The sequence below is a fragment of the Aquincola tertiaricarbonis genome (assembly GCF_023573145.1).
GTDB lineage: Bacteria > Pseudomonadota > Gammaproteobacteria > Burkholderiales > Burkholderiaceae_C > Aquincola > Aquincola tertiaricarbonis_B.
Window position 1 is genome coordinate 2,458,998 of sequence record NZ_CP097636.1, and the last position, 16,051, is coordinate 2,475,048.

Genomic DNA, 16,051 nt, shown 5'->3' on the forward strand with positions numbered 1-16,051 from the left:
GGGGCTTGAGCAGGGGATTGCAAGGCGGCCCGCCGGGGCCGCATGAGAAGCTTCCAGGAGACCGCCGACAGCGGTGGCTGCGTCAGGCAGCAGCTCAGGCACTCGCCTTGGCCTCGTGGTAGACCAGCAGGGGCTTGGAGCCCTCTTCGATGTTGTGTTCATCGACCACCACCTTGGCCACACCGTCCAGGTTGGGCAGGTCGAACATCGTGTCGATCAGCGCGTGCTCCATGATCGAGCGCAGGCCGCGGGCGCCGGTCTTGCGCGCCAGCGCCTTGCGGGCGATGGCCTGCAGCGCGGTGGTGCGGATTTCCAGTTCCACGCCGTCCATGCCGAAGAGGCGCTGGTACTGCTTGAGCAGCGCGTTCTTGGGCTCGGTCAGGATCTGCACCAGCGCGTCTTCGGTCAGCTCGCCCAGCGTGGCCACCACCGGCAGGCGGCCGACCAGCTCGGGGATCAGGCCGAACTTGATCAGGTCTTCCGGCTCGGTGGCGCGGAACACCTCGGAGACGCGCTTTTCGGTCTTGGTGTGCACCGTGGCGCCAAAACCGATGCCCGACTTCTCGGTGCGGTTCTGGATGACCTTTTCCAGGCCGTCGAAGGCGCCGCCGCAGATGAACAGGATGTTGGTCGTGTCGATCTGCAGGAAATCCTGGTTCGGGTGCTTGCGCCCGCCCTGCGGCGGCACGCTGGCCATGGTGCCTTCCACCAGCTTGAGCAGCGCCTGCTGCACGCCTTCGCCCGACACGTCGCGGGTGATGCTGGGGTTGTCGGCCTTGCGGCTGATCTTGTCGATCTCGTCGATGTAGACGATGCCGCGCTGCGCCCGCTCGACGTCGTAGTTGCAGTTCTGCAGCAGCTTCTGGATGATGTTCTCGACGTCCTCGCCCACGTAACCGGCTTCGGTCAGCGTGGTGGCGTCGGCGATCACGAAGGGCACGTTCAGCAGCCGGGCCAGGGTCTGGGCCAGCAGCGTCTTGCCCGAGCCGGTGGGGCCGATCAGCAGGATGTTGCTCTTGCTGAGCTCGACTTCATCCTTGCTGCTGGCGCCCATGTGCTTCAGGCGCTTGTAGTGGTTGTACACCGCCACCGACAGCGTGCGCTTGGCCACTTCCTGGCCGATCACGTACTGGTCGAGGCTGGTCTTGATCTCCGTGGGCGTGGGCAGGTCGCTCTTGGCGGCCTTGGCCGTGGCGCCTTCAGCCGGCACCTCGTCACGGATGATGTCGTTGCACAGCTCGATGCACTCGTCGCAGATGAACACCGACGGACCGGCGATGAGCTTCTTCACCTCATGCTGGCTCTTGCCGCAGAAGGAGCAGTACAGAACCTTTTCGCTCGAAGCGCCTTTTTTCTCGGCCATGGGTATTCAGGGGTTCGCGGACGCGAAGGTCAATGCAGGGGAATGATAGTCCAACGCCACCGGCCGGTCGGCGCGGGCGCAAAGGCCCTGACGGGGCCTTGCACCGCGGCCGACGGCCCGGCCGGCGCGGCGGTTACGGGCGCTTGTCCAGCACCTGGTCGATCAGGCCGTAGGCCTTCGACTCTTCCGGGTCCAGGAAGAAGTCGCGCTCCATGTCGGCGCGGATCTTCTCGATCGACTGGCCGGTGCGCTCGGCGTAGATGCGGTTGAGCTGCTCGCGGGTCTTGAGGATCTCGCGGGCATGGATCTCGATGTCGGTGGCCTGACCCTGGGCGCCGCCCGAGGGCTGGTGGATCATCACGCGCGAGTTCGGCAGCGCGAAGCGCTTGCCCTTGGCGCCGGCCATCAGCAGGAACGAGCCCATGCTGGCGGCGATGCCCATGCACAGCGTGGACACGTCGGGCTTGATGAACTGCATCGTGTCGAAGATCGACAGGCCCGCGCTGACGCTGCCGCCCGGCGAATTGATGTACAGGTGGATGTCCTTGTCGGGGTTTTCGCTTTCCAGGAACAGCAGCTGCGCCACCACGAGGTTGGCGGTCTGGTCGTTCACCGGGCCGACAAGAAAGATCACCCGCTCGCGCAGCAGGCGGCTGTAGATGTCGTAGGCCCGCTCGCCACGACCGGATTGTTCGATGACCACGGGCACCATGCCCAGGCCGGTGGTTTCAAGCGCGCTCATGAGTTGTCCTTGCGAAATGGGGGTAGACGTCCAACATGCGGGCCGATTATGGGCCTGCAAGAGCAGCCCCAAAGAACGGAAAAGGCGCCTGCCTTGCGGCCTGGCGCCTTTCGGGTCGACCTGCGGGTCAGGCCGGTGGTCAGGCGGTCATCAGCTCGTCGAAGGGCAGCTGCTTGTCGTTGACCTTGGCGCGGCCGAGCACGAAGTCGGTCACGTTGTTCTCGATCACGACGGCTTCCACCTCGGCCATGCGTTGGCGGTCGCTCAGGTACCAGCGCACCACCTCGGCCGGCTTCTCGTAGCTCTGGCTCATCTCTTCGATGTGGGCCTGCAGCTGCTCGGGCTTGGCCTGCAGGTTGTTGGCCCGCACCAGCTCGGCCACCACCAGGCCCAGGCGCACGCGCTTCTCGGCCTGGGCGGTGAACAGCTCGGCCGGGATCGGCGCCTTGTCGGCGTCCTTGACGCCGCGCTGCTTCAGGTCGGCGCGGGCGGCTTCCACCATGCGCTCGGTCTCGGTCTTGACCAGGGCCTGCGGCACGTCCAGCTGCGACACGGCGACCAGTGCGTCCATCACGGCGGCCTTGTTGCGGGCCAGCACGCGGAACTTGACCTCGCGCTCCAGGTTCTTCTTGATGTCGGCGCGCAGCGCTTCCACGGTGCCGTCGGCGATGCCCAGCGACTGGGCGAACTCGGCGTCCACTTCGGGCAGCACCTGCGACTCGATCTTGGTCATCGTGACCAGGAAGTCGGCTTCCTTGCCGGCGACGTCCTTGCCCTGGTAGTCCTCAGGGAACTGCAGCGGGAAGGTTTTGTTCTCGCCGCTCTTCATGCCGCGCACGGCCTTGTCGAACTGCTCCAGCATCTGGCCTTCACCGATGATGAACTGGAAGCCCTCGGCCTTGCCGCCGGCAAACGGTTCGCCGTCGATCTTGCCTTCGAAGTCGATGGTCACGCGGTCGCCTTCTTCGGCGGCGGCGTCGGCCGGGCGCTGGGCGAAGCTGCGGCGCTGCTTGCGCAGGATGTCGACGGTCTTGTCGATGGCGGCGTCGGTCACGTCGGACGACACACGCTCCACCTCGGCACCGGCCAGGTCGCCGATCACCACCTCGGGGTACACCTCGAAGGTGGCGTCGAAGGCGAACGAGCCTTCGGGCGCGTCGTCCTTCTGGGTGATGCTGGGCATGCCGGCCACGCGCAGCTTGGCTTCGTTGGCGGCGGTGTTGAAGGCCTCGCCGACCTTGTCGTTGACCACTTCGTACTGCACCGAGTAGCCGTAGCGCTGGGTCACGACGCTCATCGGCACCTTGCCGGGACGGAAGCCGTCGGCCTTCACGGTGCGGGCCAGCTTCTTCAGCCGCGACGTCACTTCGCCGGCGATGGCATCGGCCGGCAGCGTGAGCGTGATCCGGCGTTGCAGTTTGTCGAGGGTTTCAACCGTGACCGTCATTTGTCCGACTCTCTTGTTGCGTACTGTGGTGCGCGGGGGGGGACTCGAACCCCCACACCATTGCTGGCGTCAGGACCTAAACCTGGTGCGTCTACCAATTTCGCCACCCGCGCTAGATGGAAAGAAGGGGCTGCTTCCGGGCGGAAGCGCCCCCTCGCTGATCTGTGAACCGCGGATTCTAACCGGCCTGCGCGGGCTCCCGCTTCACGCGGAACCAGGCCGCGTACATCGCGGGCAAAGCCAGCAGCGTCAGCGCGGTGGCGACGATGAGGCCGCCCATGATGGCCACGGCCATCGGGCCCCAGAACACGCTGCGCGACAGCGGGATCATCGCCAGCACCGCGGCGGCGGCGGTGAGCACGATGGGCCGGAAACGCCGCACCGCCGAGTCGACGACGGCGTCCCAGGCCGGCACGCCGCGCGCCCGGTCCTGCTCGATCTGGTCGATCAGGATGACCGAGTTGCGCATGATCATGCCCATCAGCGCGATCACGCCCAGCAGCGCCACGAAGCCGAACGGCCGGTTCAGCAGCAGCAGCGCCGCCGCCACGCCGGCGATGCCCAGCGGCCCGGTGAGGAACACCAGCATCGAGCGGCTGAAGCTCTGCAGCTGCAGCATCAGCAGCGTGAAGATGATGAACAGCATCAGCGGCACGCCGGCCGCGATCGAGCCCTGGCCCTTGCTGCTTTCTTCCACCGCGCCGGCCACCTCGATGTTGTAGCCCGGCGGCATGCGCTGGCGCAGCTCGTCCAGCTGCGGCCACACCTGGGCGGTGACGGTGGGGCCCTGCAGGCCGTCGGCCACGTCGCCCTGCACGGTGACGGCGAACTGGCGGCCTTCACGCCAGATGACGCCCGGCTCCCAGTCGAAGCGGATGGTGGCGATCTGCGCCAGCGGAATCACGCGGCCGCTGGCGGTGGGCACGTAGCCGTTGGCCAGCGAGGTGACGGCTTCGCGCTCGTCGGCGGGCTGGCGCAGCAGGATGTCGATCAGCCGGTCGCCCTCGCGGTACTGGCCGACGGGCGTGCCCGACAGCAGCGTGCGCGAAGCCTGGGCGATGCTCTGGCTGCTGACGCCGAGCGCCCGCGCCTTGTCCTGGTCGATGTCCAGGCGCAGCACCTTCACCGACTCGTTCCAGTTGTGGTTGACGCCGCGCATGTTCGGGTTGGCGCGCAGGATGGCCATGGCCTGGTCGGACCATTGGCGCACGACGGCCGCGTCGCTGCCCACCACGCGGAACTGCACCGGGTAAGGCACCGGCGGCCCGTTGGGCAGCAGCTTGACACGGCCGCGCACCTCCGGAAATTCGGTCGCCAGCAGCGCCGGCAGGGTCTTCATCAGGTGCTCGCGGGTGGCCAGGTCCTTGGGCAGCACGATGGTCTGCGAGACGTTGGCCTGCGGGAAGATCTGGTCCAGCGGCAGGTAAAAGCGCGGCAGGCCCGAGCCCACCCAGCTGGTCACGCTCTCCACGCCCGCTTCCTTCATCGCCCGCGCCTGAAAGCGCTTGGCCACCTCGTTGCTTTCCTGGATGGTGCTGCCTTCCGGCAGCCACAGGTCCACCAGCACCTCGGGCCGGCTGGAATCGGGGAAGAACTGCTGCTGCACCTTGCCCATGCCCACGATGCCCAGCGCGAAGGTGAGCACCGTCACGCCGATGGTGATCCAGCGGTGGTCGACGCACCAGTCCACCATGCGCCGGAAGCGCAGGTAGAAGGGCGAATCGAACAGCTCATGCGCCTCGCCCCCTTCCACCTTGCTGCGGGTGTGCAGCAGCCGTGCGCCCAGGTAGGGCACGAAGTACACCGACACGAACCAGGAGATGACGAGCGCCGCGGTGGTGACCGCGAAGATGGCGAAGGTGTATTCGCCGGTCATCGACTTGGCCAGGCCGATGGGCAGGAAGCCGGCCGCAGTGATCAGCGTGCCCGTGAGCATGGGCATGGCCGTCACCTCGTATGCATAGGTGGCGGCATGCAGCTTGTCCATGCCTTCCTCCAGCTTGCGCACCATCATCTCGACGGCAATGATGGCGTCGTCCACCAGCAGGCCGAGCGCGATGATCAGCGAGCCCAGCGAGATCTTGTGCAGGCCGATGCCCCAATAGAACATCGTGACGAAGGTGATGGCCAGCACCAGCGGGATGGTGATGGCCACCACCAGGCCGGGCCACACGTCGATGCGCAGCGGCCGCGTATGCAGCCCCAGGCTGATGAAGCTGACCGCCAGCACCACCACCACGGCCTCGATCAGCACCTTGACGAACTCACCCACCGAGCGTGACACCGCGGCCGGCTGGTCCTGCACCTTCGACAGCTCGAGCCCCACGGGCAGCGTGGCGCGAAGCTTGTCGGTGCGGGCCTGCAGCTGCTTGCCCAGCTCGATGATGTCGCCGCCCTTGGCCATGGAGATGCCCAGGGCCACCACCTGGCGGCCCTGGTGGCGCACCATGGTGGCCGGCGGATCGGCATAGTCGCGGCGGATCTCGGCGATGTCGCCCAGGCGCAGCGTGCTGCCGGCGCCGGTGGCGGGGTTGATGCCGCGGATCGGGAACTGCCGCAACTCGTCCACCGAGTTGAAGGCGCCGCCGATGCGCACCTGCAGGTTGTCGCTGCCGGCGTTCAGCACGCCGGCACCTTCCACCGCGTTCTGCGCGCCCAGCTGGCTGAGCACCTGGTTGAAGTCCAGACCCAGCTGCGCCAGCCGGCGGGCCGAGATCTCGATGAACAGCTTTTCGGGCTGCACGCCGAACAGCTCCACCTTGGCCACATAGGGCACGCGCAGCAGCTGCTGGCGCACGGCCTCGGCCTGCACACGCAGCTCCTCGTCGCTGAAGCCGTCGGCCGACAGCGCGTAGATGGTGCCGTAGACGTCGCCGAACTCGTCGTTGAAGAACGGGCCCAGCACGCCGGCCGGCAGCGTGGCGCGCATGTCGCCGATCTTCTTGCGCACCTGGTACCAGGTGCCCGACACCTCGCGCGGCGGCGTGTCTTCCTTTAGCTGGAACAGCGTCAGCGATTCACCCGGCTTGGTGAAGCTGCGGATCTTGTCGGCATGCGGCACGTCCTGCAGCGCACGCTCGATCTTGTCGGTCACCTGGTCGGCCACCTGCTGGGCGGTGGCCCCGGGCCAGTAGGCCTGCACCACCATCGCCCGGAAGGTGAAGGGCGGGTCCTCGTCCTGGCCGAGCTGGAAGTACGCGGCCACGCCGAGCACCATCAGCACGATCATCAGGTAGCGGGTGAGCGCCGGGCGCTCCAGCGCCCAGCGCGAGATGTTGAAACGCGAAGGCTCGACGGCCAGCGGCGTGGGGTCGCTCATGGATGGCGGCTCCGGTCGGTCAGCGTGCAACGGAGGCGGCCACCGGCGCGGAGGCCGCCGCCGCAGGCCTCTGAGCCGGCGCGCCGGGCTCGGCGTACAGCGTGACCTTCTGGCCCGGCGTCAGCACATGCACGCCGGCCGTCACCACCCGCTGGCCGGGCTGCAGCCCGCCCACCACCACCACCTCGCGGCCTTCGGCGCCGCCCAGCGCCACCGGCTGCGCACGCACCGTCATCGACGCCGCATCGACGATCCACACGGTGGACCGGCCCTGCTGCTCGAACACCGCCGACAGCGGCAGCTTGGCCACGCCTTCCATCGGCGGCAGCGCGATGGAGACGGTGGCCGTCTGGCCCAGGCGCACCGCGGCACGGCCGACGTCGGCCTTGACCAGGAAGGTGCGCGTGACCGGGTCGGCCGCGGCCGCCACCTCGCGCACGGTGGCGGGCAGCGGCTTGTTCTCTTCACCCCACAGCGTCACCTGCAGGGCGCCGGCCTTGTCCATCAGGGCCCGCACGCCGTTCAGCCGGTCCTCGGGCACCGAGAACACCACGTCGCGCGGGCCGTCGTGCGCCAGCCGCAGCACCGGCGTGCCGGCCGCCACCACGGTGCCGGGCTCGGCATCCACGCTGGTGATCACGCCAGGCGCGTCGGCCACCAGGGCCGAGTAAGCACGCTGGTTGCCCTGCACGCCCGCCTGGGCCCGTGCCTGTTCCAGCTGCGCCTGCGCGGCCTGCGCCGCGGTCTCGCGGCGTTCCAGCTCGGCGCCGCTGATGAAGCCCTGCGCCTTCAGTTCGCGGTAGCGCTTGAGGTCGGCGGCGGCCAGGTCGTAGTTGACCTGCGCGGCACGCACCGCCGCCTGCGCGGCGGCTTCGCCCAGGCGCAGGTCCTGCGGATCGAGCCGGGCCAGCACCTGGCCGGCCTTGACCGTGTCGCCCAGGTCCACCCCGCGTTGGGTGATCTTGCCGCCAACGCGGAAGGACAGCCGCGATTCGGTGCGGGCCCGCACTTCGGCGGCGTAGTCCAGGCTGCCGCTGGCGGTGGCGGGCGCGATCACGGTGCTGCGCACCGCACGCACCGGTTCGGGGGCAGGCTCATGGCGCGAGCAGGCACTCAACAACGCCAGGCACACAAGGCCGGTGGCGGTGGAGAAAAAAGGTGGGCGCATCGAGTCGTGTCCTTGTGCTTTTGGGCAGCGCTGCGTACTGACTGACCGGTCAGTAATGTAGGAGGGCCGCCAGTGGAGTGTCAATCGACAGGCCGGCGTGGACGTTGAGGCCTCGCTTGCAAGTTTGGGGGACGACGGCAAGCCCCCGCTTGCATGGACAATCGCCGTCCCGTGAGCGTCGACCACTACGAAAACTTCCCCGTTGCCTCCTGGCTGTGCCCGCCGCACCTGCGGCCGCCGATCCAGGCCATCTACTGGTTCGCGCGCACCGCCGACGACCTGGCCGACGAGGGCAGCCACCCGCCCGAGGAACGCCGCGCCGCGCTGGCGCGTTACCGCCAGGCGCTGTCCGATGCCTTCGACGGCCGCCCTGCCACGGGCGAGTGGGCGCCGGTGTTCGGCCCGCTGCAACGGATGATCGACGGCCACGCACTGCCCCGCCGCCCGCTGGAAGACCTGCTCAGCGCCTTCGAGCAGGACACCCACAACCTGACCTACCCCGACCGCGCCGCGCTGCTGGACTACTGCGCGCGCTCCGCCAACCCGATCGGCCGCCTGCTGCTGCACCTGTACGGCGTGAACACGCCTGCGGCGCTGGCCGAATCCGACGCCGTCTGTACCGCCTTGCAACTCATCAACTTCTGGCAGGACCTGCGCATCGACCTGCCGCGCGGCCGCCACTACGTGCCGCTGGCCGACGCGCAGCGACACGGCCTCACGCTGCAGGCCCTGGCCGACCAGGCCGCCGCCGGCCAGGCCAGCGCCGCCACCCGCGGCCTGGTGGCCGAGCTGGCCGGCTGGGCCAGGCAGACCATGCTGGCCGGCGCACCGCTGGTGCACCGCCTGCCCGGCCGCATGGGCTGGGAGCTGCGGCTGGTGGTGCAAGGTGGCCTGCGCATCCTGGACAAGCTGGCCGCCCAGCAGCATGACAGCCTGCGCCGCCGCCCCACCGTGGGTGCCGCCGACGCGCCCCTGTTGCTGTGGCGGGCGCTGGTGATGCCGGCCATGGCCGCGCCGGCACGGAGGCCCGCATGACGCCCGAGCAGTACGTGCAGGACAAGGCCGCCCGCAGCGGCTCGTCCTTCTATTACGCGTTCAAGTTCCTCACCCCGCCGCGGCGCGCGGCCATCACCGCCTTCTATGCCTTCTGCCGAGAGGTGGACGACGTGGTGGACGAGGTGCACGACCCCGGCGTGGCAGCCACCAAGCTGGCCTGGTGGCGCAAGGAGGTGTCGCAGGCCTTTGCCGGCCACCCGACCCACCCGGTGATGCACGCGCTGATGCCGCACGTGACCGACTACGACATCCGCCCGGAACACCTGATGGCGGTGATCGAAGGCTGCGAGATGGACCTGCAGCAAAGCCGCTACCTCGACTTCGCCGGCCTGCAGCGCTACTGCCACCTGGTGGCCGGCGTGGTGGGCGAAGTGGCGGCCAGCATCTTCGGCCGCACGCAGGCGCAGACCATCACCTATGCCCACAGGCTGGGCCTGGCGCTGCAGCTCACCAACATCATCCGCGACGTGGGCGAAGACGCGCGCCGCGGCCGCATCTACCTGCCTGTTTCGGAGCTGCAGCAGTTCGACGTCAAGGCCAACGAGCTGCTGCAGCGCAGCGCGCCCTGGGGCTACAGCGAGCGCTTCACCGCGCTGATGCGCTTCCAGGCCGAGCGCGCCCACCGCTACTACGACGAAGCCTTCGCCTTGCTGCCGGCGGCCGACCGCCGCGCCCAACGCCCGGGGCTGATGATGGCCAACATCTACCGCACCCTGCTGCGCGAGATCGAGGCCAGCGACTTCCAGGTGCTGCACCAGCGCATCGCACTGACGCCGCTGCGCAAGGTGTGGATCGCGATGCGCACCAACTGGCAGGCCCGCTGACCGTGACCCCACGCGCCGTGACCCGAGTGGCGGTCGTCGGCGGCGGCTGGGCGGGTCTGGCCGCCGCGGTGGCCGGCGTGCGCGCCGGCGCCCAGGTCACGCTGTTCGAGATGGCGCCACAGCTCGGCGGCCGCGCCCGCGAGGTGGCGGTGGACGGCCTGCCGCTGGACAACGGCCAGCACATCCTGATCGGCGCCTACCGCCGCACGCTGGCGCTGATGCGCCAGGTGGGGGCGGCGCCCGAGCAGCAGCTGCTGCGCCGCCCGCTGGCCCTGGTGTACCCCGATGGCCGCGGCCTGCAGTTGCCGCCAGGCGCCGCCATCCCTGCCTTCGTGCGGGCGGTGCTGGGCTACCGCGGCTGGGGCTGGCGCGACCGCGCCGCGCTGCTGCTGGCCGCCGGCCGCTGGGGCGCCAGCGGCTTTGCCTGCAACGAGCGCAGCACGGTGGCCGAGCTGACACGCGCACTGACGCCGCGGGTGCGCACCGACCTGATCGACCCGCTGTGCGTGGCTGCCCTCAACACGCCCGCCGAGCGCGCCAGCGGACGCGTGTTCCTGCGGGTGCTGCGCGACGCCCTGTTCAGCGGCCCGGGCAGCGCCGACCTGCTGCTGCCACGTGCCAGCCTGGGCGCGCTGCTGCCGGCACCGGCCGAAGCCTGGTTGCGGCACCAGGGCGCGCTGCTGCGCACGGCCCACCGCGTGCAGGCGCTCACGCCGCTGGGCACCGGCTGGCAGGTGGACGGCGAGGCCTTCGACAGCGTGGTGCTGGCCGCCCCCGCCCGCGAGGCCGCACGCCTGACCGCAGCGCTGGCACCCGCCTGGGCGGCGCGGGCCGAAGCCTTCGACTACGAGCCCATCGTCACCGTGTACCTGCGCTGCCCCGGCGCCCGCCTGCCGCTGCCGATGATGGCGCTGCACGACGGGCCGCAGGCGCCCGCGCAGTTCATCTTCGACCTGGGTGCGCTGTGCCCGGGTCGCGGCACCGAAGGCGTGATGGCGATGGTGGTGAGTGGCGCGCGCGACTGGGTGGCCCGCGGCCTGGAGGCCACCGGCGAGGCCGCACGCGCGCAGGCACTCGCGGCCCTTGCGCCCGGCAGCTTTCCCGCGCCGCCCATGGTGCTGCGCAGCCTGGCGGAAAAGCGCGCCACCTTCTTGTGCACGCCGGGCCTGGACCGCCCGCCGGCCGATGTGGCGCCCGGCCTGTGGGCGGCGGGCGACTACGTGGCCGGCCCCTACCCCGCCACGCTGGAAGGCGCGGTGATATCGGGGGAAGCCGCGATGCAGGCCGCGCTGCAGTCAGCCTGACGCTGGCGCAGCGTCAGGGCCCTTCAGGGCTTCTGGCGGCGCATCACCACCGGCTGGACGCCGCCGCCCACCACCCCCGAGGGCGAAGAAACGGCCGGCGCAGGCAGCACCGGCCCGAAGGGCGAGGCCAGCGGCTCGCCGATGAACACCCCCTGCAGCGGCCAGGCCACGCTCTTCCAGTAGGCCTCGATGGCGGTTTCGCCCTGCGCGTAATGCAGCAGCAGCAACTGCGGGTGCGGGAACTTCTGCAGGTGGTTGCAGGGCTCGCTCACCGTGCCATAGCTGGCGGTGGCGCCCGAGTCCAGCCATTCCAGCGCGGTGCTCTGCCCGCCCACGCGGTCGAGCTGACCGCCGAACGAGGTCAGGTGGTCGGCCAGCGCACCGTCCACCCAGCCCAGCGTGTCCAGGCCGCTGAGCTGCGCCGCACCGGTCTGCAGCAGCAGCAGCCGCTGCAGGTCACGCGGCTGGTCGGCCTGCAGCACCTGCACGTCCAGGCCCAACGGCCGCACCGGCCCGGCCGGCGGAAACAGCCGGTGGCGCACGTTGCGGTTGACGTCGCTGGTGGACAGGTACACCACGTTGGCCGGGCCCGACCAGCGCCGGCCCAGCCGGCCGTCGGCGGACACACCGCGGTCGATCAAGCGCTTGCCCTGCTCCACATCGCGGGCGGCCAGCAGCATCGACGGGCGCAGCTGGTGGTCGCGCCAGGGCGCGCCGCTGGCGGAATTGAAGTACGGCGAAGGCTTGGAGCGATCGCAGCTGCGGCGGCAGAAGTCGGGGTCGAAGCCCAGCGCCAGCACCCCGGTGATCGACTGGCACTGCACCGCATACGGTGTGGTCCAGGCCAGGGCCAGGGCCTGGGTGGCGTCGCCAAAATGCGCCTCGATGCGCTGGCGCAGTTGCGCGAACTCTTCGGGCGTCAGGCTGGCGCGCAGCGGCAGCTCCAGTCGCAGCACCTGCTGCGGCTGCAGGCCGCGCCGCTGGATGTAGTAGGCCCCCACCGCCACCGAATACGGATCGGCGGTGTTGATCACCAGGCCCAGGTCCGCCGGCATCAGCCGGCCCTGGCTGCGGGGCACCGCCATCCACGCGCGCGGCGGTTCGGCCTCCCGGTCCACCTCCCGAGCGACGTCGGATGGGGCTCCGCGCTCCGCCGACGCAGCCGCAGCCGGTGAGGACGCGCCGGGGCCCGCCTGCGCCGCCGTCGTCAGGGCCACCATCGAAAGTGCGCATAGCACAAGGTGCCGCAGATACGAGCCCGTGGAGTGCAGTTTCGCCATGCAAAAATTCAAGAAGCGGCTCACAATATCGGGATGCGAAAAAACGATGGTCAAACGCCCACGATCCAGGTGCTGGAACGGGCTTTCGCGCTACTGGATGTACTGGCCGAACACCAGGACCCCGTCTCGCTGAAGGAAATCAGCGAACGCTCGGGCCTGCACCCGTCCACCGCCCACCGCATCCTCAACGACATGGCCGTCGGCCGCCTGGTCGATCGCCCGCAGGCCGGAAGTTATCGGCTCGGCATGCGGTTGCTGGAGCTGGGCAACCTGGTGAAAGCCCGGCTGGACGTGCGCGACGCGGCACTGGCGCCGATGCGCGAGCTGCACAAGGTGACGCACCAGCCGGTCAACCTGTCGGTGCGGCAGGGTGACGAGATCGTCTACATCGAACGCAGCTACAGCGAGCGATCGGGCATGCAGGTGGTGCGTGCCATCGGCGGCCGGGCGCCGCTGCACCTCACCTCGGTGGGCAAGCTGTTCCTGGCCCATGAAGACCCGCAGCGCGTGCGCGCCTATGCCACCCGCACCGGGCTGGCCGGCCACACGCGCAACAGCATCACCGACATCGCCCGGCTGGAGCGCGAGCTGAATGCGGTGCGCCACCAGGCCGTCGCGCGTGACGACGAGGAACTGGAGCTGGGGGTGCGCTGCATGGCCGCCGGCATCTACGACGACCAGAACAAGCTGGTGGCCGGGCTGTCGATCTCGGCACCGGCCGACCGGCTGGAGGAAGGCTGGCTGGAGCGGCTCAAGGCCACCGCCGGCCAGATCTCTTCGGCGCTGGGCCACCGCATCGCGCAGGGCCCAGGCGGCGGCGTCAAGGCGCCGACTTGACCGACGGGGTCACCGCCGAGCTGACCGAGCTGCTGACCGACAGCTTGCCCGGCACTTCGGTGGTGATCCACTTGCGGATGCGCTCGGCATCGCCGATGCGCGAGTACTTGCCGGCCGAATCCAACAGCACCATGATGACCTTGCGGCCGGCGAGCTGCGCCTGCATCACCAGGCAGCGGCCGGCTTCGGTGATGTAGCCGGTTTTCTGCAGGCCGATGTCCCACGAGCCGCTGCGCACCAGGCCGTTGCTGTTGCGGAACTGGAGCAGGCGGCTGCCCACTTCCACCTGGTGCTCGGGCGAGGTGGAGAGCTGGCGCAGCAACTCATGCTTGCTGGCTTCCTTCACCAGTTCGGCCAGGTCGTGCGCGCTGGACTGGTTGGAACTGGACAGGCCGGTGGGCTCCACATAGCGGGTGTCCAGCATGCCCAGTTGGTGGGCCTTGAGGTTCATCGCCGCCACGAAGGCCGCGAGGCCGCCCGGGTAGGTGCGGCCCAGCGCATGCGCGGCGCGGTTCTCCGACGACATCAGCGCCAGGTGCATCATCTCGCCGCGGGTGAGCTGAGTGCCCACCGCCAGACGCGAGCCACTGTGCTTCTCGGTGTCGACGTCGTCCTGGGTGATGGTGATCACCTCGTCGGCCGGCAGGTTGGCCTCGGCCACCACCAGGCCGGTCATCAGCTTGGTGATGGAGGCGATGGGCAGCACCGCCTGCGAGTTCTTGGCCAGCAGCACCTCGTTGGTGTCCTGGTCGAGCACCAGCGCCACGCTGGACTTGAGGTCGAGCGGATCCTGCACCTTGTGCAGGCCGTAGAGCTGGCCGAAGGAGGCGCGCACCGGCTCCGGATCGACCAGCACCACACGGCGCTTGGCCGTGGTCTTGGCGCTGCTGGCGACCGACTTGGCCACCGGTTTCTTGGCGACTTTGGCCGCTTTGGCGGGCTTGCGGGTGGCGGCTTCAGCAGACACGGGTTGCAGCAGGCCCACCGACGCAGCGACGGCACCCACCACACACAACAAACGTAAAGATTTCAGTGCGCGTACCACACCAGGCTCCTGTCAAGAAGTCAGTGTAGGCGAAGCAAAAAACACACGCAAGATCAGCAACTTAGCAAAGCTTCCTCAAGTGGCCCGAAGGCCACTCCGCAACGCGTTCAGCCCTGCGCTGCCACGCGTTCCTGCTTGCTGTGCAACTTGTTCAAGGCCGCCAGATACGCCTTGGCCGAAGCCACCACGATGTCCGGATCGGCACCCACACCATTGACGACGCGTCCGCCCAACTGAAGCCGAACCGTCACCTCGCCTTGCGATTCTGTGCTGCCGGACGTGATGGCATTGACCGAATAAAGCAGCAGTTCGGCGCCACTTTCCACCTTGGATTCGATGGCCTTGAGACTCGCGTCCACCGGGCCGTTGCCGTCGCTGCTGGCGTGGTGCTCCACGTCGCCGGCGGCAAAGGCCACCGTGGCATGCGGCCGCTCGCCCATCTCGGAGCGCTGCGACAGCGCCAGCAGCCGGAAGTGCTCACGGTCGGGCGTCACGCTTTCATCGGACACCAGCGCGAGGATGTCCTCGTCGAAGATCTCCGACTTGCGGTCGGCCAGGTCCTTGAAGCGCGCGAAGGCGGCGTTGACGTCGGCCTCGGACTCCATGCCGATGCCCAGCTCCTGCAGCCGCTGCTTGAAGGCGTTGCGGCCCGACAGCTTGCCCAGCACGATCTTGTTGGCGCTCCAGCCCACGTCCTCGGCGCGCATGATCTCGTAGGTATCGCGGGCCTTGAGCACGCCGTCCTGGTGGATGCCCGAGGCATGCGCGAACGCATTGGCGCCCACCACCGCCTTGTTGGGCTGCACCACGAAGCCGGTGGTCTGGCTGACCATGCGCGAAGCCGGCACGATCTGCGTGGCGTCGATGCCCAGCTCCAGGCCGAAGTAGTCGCGGCGGGTCTTGACCGCCATCACGATCTCTTCCAGCGAGCAGTTGCCCGCCCGCTCGCCCAGGCCGTTGATCGTGCATTCGATCTGGCGCGCGCCGCCCAGCTTGACGCCGGCCAGCGAGTTGGCCACCGCCATGCCCAGGTCGTTGTGGCAGTGCACCGACCAGATCGCCTTGTCCGAGTTGGGCACCCGCTCGCGCAGCTGGCGGATGAAGTTGCCGTACAACTCGGGGATGGCGTAGCCCACGGTGTCGGGGATGTTCAGCGTGGTGGCGCCCTCGTCGATCACCGCTTCCAGCACGCGGCACAGGAAGTCGGGGTCGGAGCGGTAGCCGTCTTCGGGCGAGAACTCCACGTCAGCGGTGAGGTTGCGCGCGAAGCGCACCGCCAGCCGCGCCTGCTCGAGCACCTGCTCGCGCGTCATGCGCAGCTTCTTTTCCATGTGCAGTTCGCTGGTGGCGATGAAGGTGTGGATGCGCGAGCGCGCCGCCCCCTTCAAGGCCTCGGCCGCACGGCCGATGTCGCGGTCGTTGGCGCGGGCCAGCGAGCACACGGTCGACTCCTTGATGACGTCGGCGATCGCCTTGACCGCCTCGAAGTCGCCGTTGCTGGAAGCGGCGAAGCCCGCCTCGATCACGTCCACCTTCAGGCGCTCGAGCTGGCGCGCGATGCGCAGCTTCTCGTCCTTGGTCATCGAGGCGCCGGGCGACTGCTCGCCATCGCGCAAGGTGGTGTCGAAGATGATGAGCTTGTCGGCCATGGTGTTCTCCTCGGTGT

12 protein-coding genes and 1 tRNA gene are annotated in these 16,051 nt (G+C 69.1%); 4 read left to right on the forward strand and 9 right to left on the reverse strand.

Annotated features, from left to right (window positions below; all coding sequences use genetic code 11):
* Window positions 1-94: 94 nt before the first annotated feature.
* The 6 genes from clpX to MW290_RS25725 all read right to left on the reverse strand — a co-directional run bounded on the left by clpX (window position 95) and on the right by MW290_RS25725 (window position 8,039).
* Entirely contained in the window at window positions 95-1,363 is a 1,269-nt protein-coding gene (gene clpX / locus MW290_RS25700; protein WP_250197182.1) for an ATP-dependent Clp protease ATP-binding subunit ClpX, read from the reverse strand.
* Window positions 1,364-1,496: 133 nt separating this feature from the next.
* Window positions 1,497-2,105: an ATP-dependent Clp endopeptidase proteolytic subunit ClpP gene (gene clpP, locus MW290_RS25705; RefSeq protein WP_310740130.1), complete on the reverse strand. Its 609-nt coding sequence runs from the start codon at window positions 2,103-2,105 to the stop codon at window positions 1,497-1,499.
* A 139-nt stretch (window positions 2,106-2,244) separates the two neighbouring features.
* Window positions 2,245-3,552, reverse strand: a complete 1,308-nt coding sequence (tig, locus tag MW290_RS25710; protein WP_250197183.1) for a trigger factor — start codon at window positions 3,550-3,552, stop codon at window positions 2,245-2,247.
* Between the two features lie 26 nt (window positions 3,553-3,578).
* A tRNA-Leu gene (locus MW290_RS25715) sits at window positions 3,579-3,665 on the reverse strand.
* A gap of 65 nt (window positions 3,666-3,730) precedes the next feature.
* Window positions 3,731-6,871 carry an efflux RND transporter permease subunit gene (locus MW290_RS25720; protein WP_250197184.1) on the reverse strand — a complete coding sequence of 1,047 codons (3,141 nt, stop codon included), beginning with the start codon at window positions 6,869-6,871 and terminating at the stop codon, window positions 3,731-3,733.
* Window positions 6,872-6,890: 19 nt separating this feature from the next.
* Window positions 6,891-8,039 (reverse strand): efflux RND transporter periplasmic adaptor subunit, encoded by a 1,149-nt coding sequence (locus tag MW290_RS25725; RefSeq protein ID WP_250197185.1) that lies wholly within the window; start codon window positions 8,037-8,039, stop codon window positions 6,891-6,893.
* Between the two features lie 153 nt (window positions 8,040-8,192).
* Here MW290_RS25725 and hpnC point away from each other — a divergent pair, with 153 nt between their 5' ends.
* From hpnC to hpnE, 3 genes are read left to right on the forward strand one after another with little or no spacing between them, the layout of a single operon-like run.
* The gene (gene hpnC / locus MW290_RS25730; RefSeq protein ID WP_250197186.1) at window positions 8,193-9,074 is read left to right on the forward strand and encodes a squalene synthase HpnC; all 882 of its coding nucleotides are present in this window, start codon (window positions 8,193-8,195) and stop codon (window positions 9,072-9,074) included.
* Window positions 9,071-9,919 carry a presqualene diphosphate synthase HpnD gene (gene hpnD, locus MW290_RS25735; protein ID WP_250197187.1) on the forward strand — a complete coding sequence of 283 codons (849 nt, stop codon included), beginning with the start codon at window positions 9,071-9,073 and terminating at the stop codon, window positions 9,917-9,919. Before hpnC ends, hpnD begins: the two co-directional genes overlap by 4 nt.
* Window positions 9,920-9,921: 2 nt before the next feature.
* Window positions 9,922-11,223, forward strand: coding sequence for a hydroxysqualene dehydroxylase HpnE (hpnE, locus tag MW290_RS25740; RefSeq protein ID WP_250197188.1), 1,302 nt, complete (start codon window positions 9,922-9,924; stop codon window positions 11,221-11,223).
* A gap of 23 nt (window positions 11,224-11,246) precedes the next feature.
* On the opposite strand, the gene MW290_RS25745 is transcribed toward hpnE, so the two are convergent.
* On the reverse strand, window positions 11,247-12,308 hold the full coding sequence (locus MW290_RS25745; protein ID WP_250197189.1) for a TIGR03790 family protein: 1,062 nt from the start codon (window positions 12,306-12,308) through the stop codon (window positions 11,247-11,249).
* Window positions 12,309-12,536: 228 nt separating this feature from the next.
* Here MW290_RS25745 and MW290_RS25750 point away from each other — a divergent pair, with 228 nt between their 5' ends.
* A complete protein-coding gene (locus MW290_RS25750) occupies window positions 12,537-13,340 on the forward strand; it encodes an IclR family transcriptional regulator (protein WP_250197190.1) in 804 nt (267 codons plus the stop codon).
* Here the strand turns inward: MW290_RS25750 and pbpG are convergent.
* Together pbpG and MW290_RS25760 are read right to left on the reverse strand one after the other, a co-directional pair.
* On the reverse strand, window positions 13,324-14,358 hold the full coding sequence (gene pbpG, locus MW290_RS25755) for a D-alanyl-D-alanine endopeptidase (protein ID WP_375142856.1): 1,035 nt from the start codon (window positions 14,356-14,358) through the stop codon (window positions 13,324-13,326). The genes MW290_RS25750 and pbpG overlap by 17 nt on opposite strands.
* 134 nt (window positions 14,359-14,492) lie before the next feature.
* A complete protein-coding gene (locus tag MW290_RS25760; protein WP_250197192.1) occupies window positions 14,493-16,034 on the reverse strand; it encodes a 2-isopropylmalate synthase in 1,542 nt (513 codons plus the stop codon).
* Window positions 16,035-16,051: the final 17 nt, after the last annotated feature.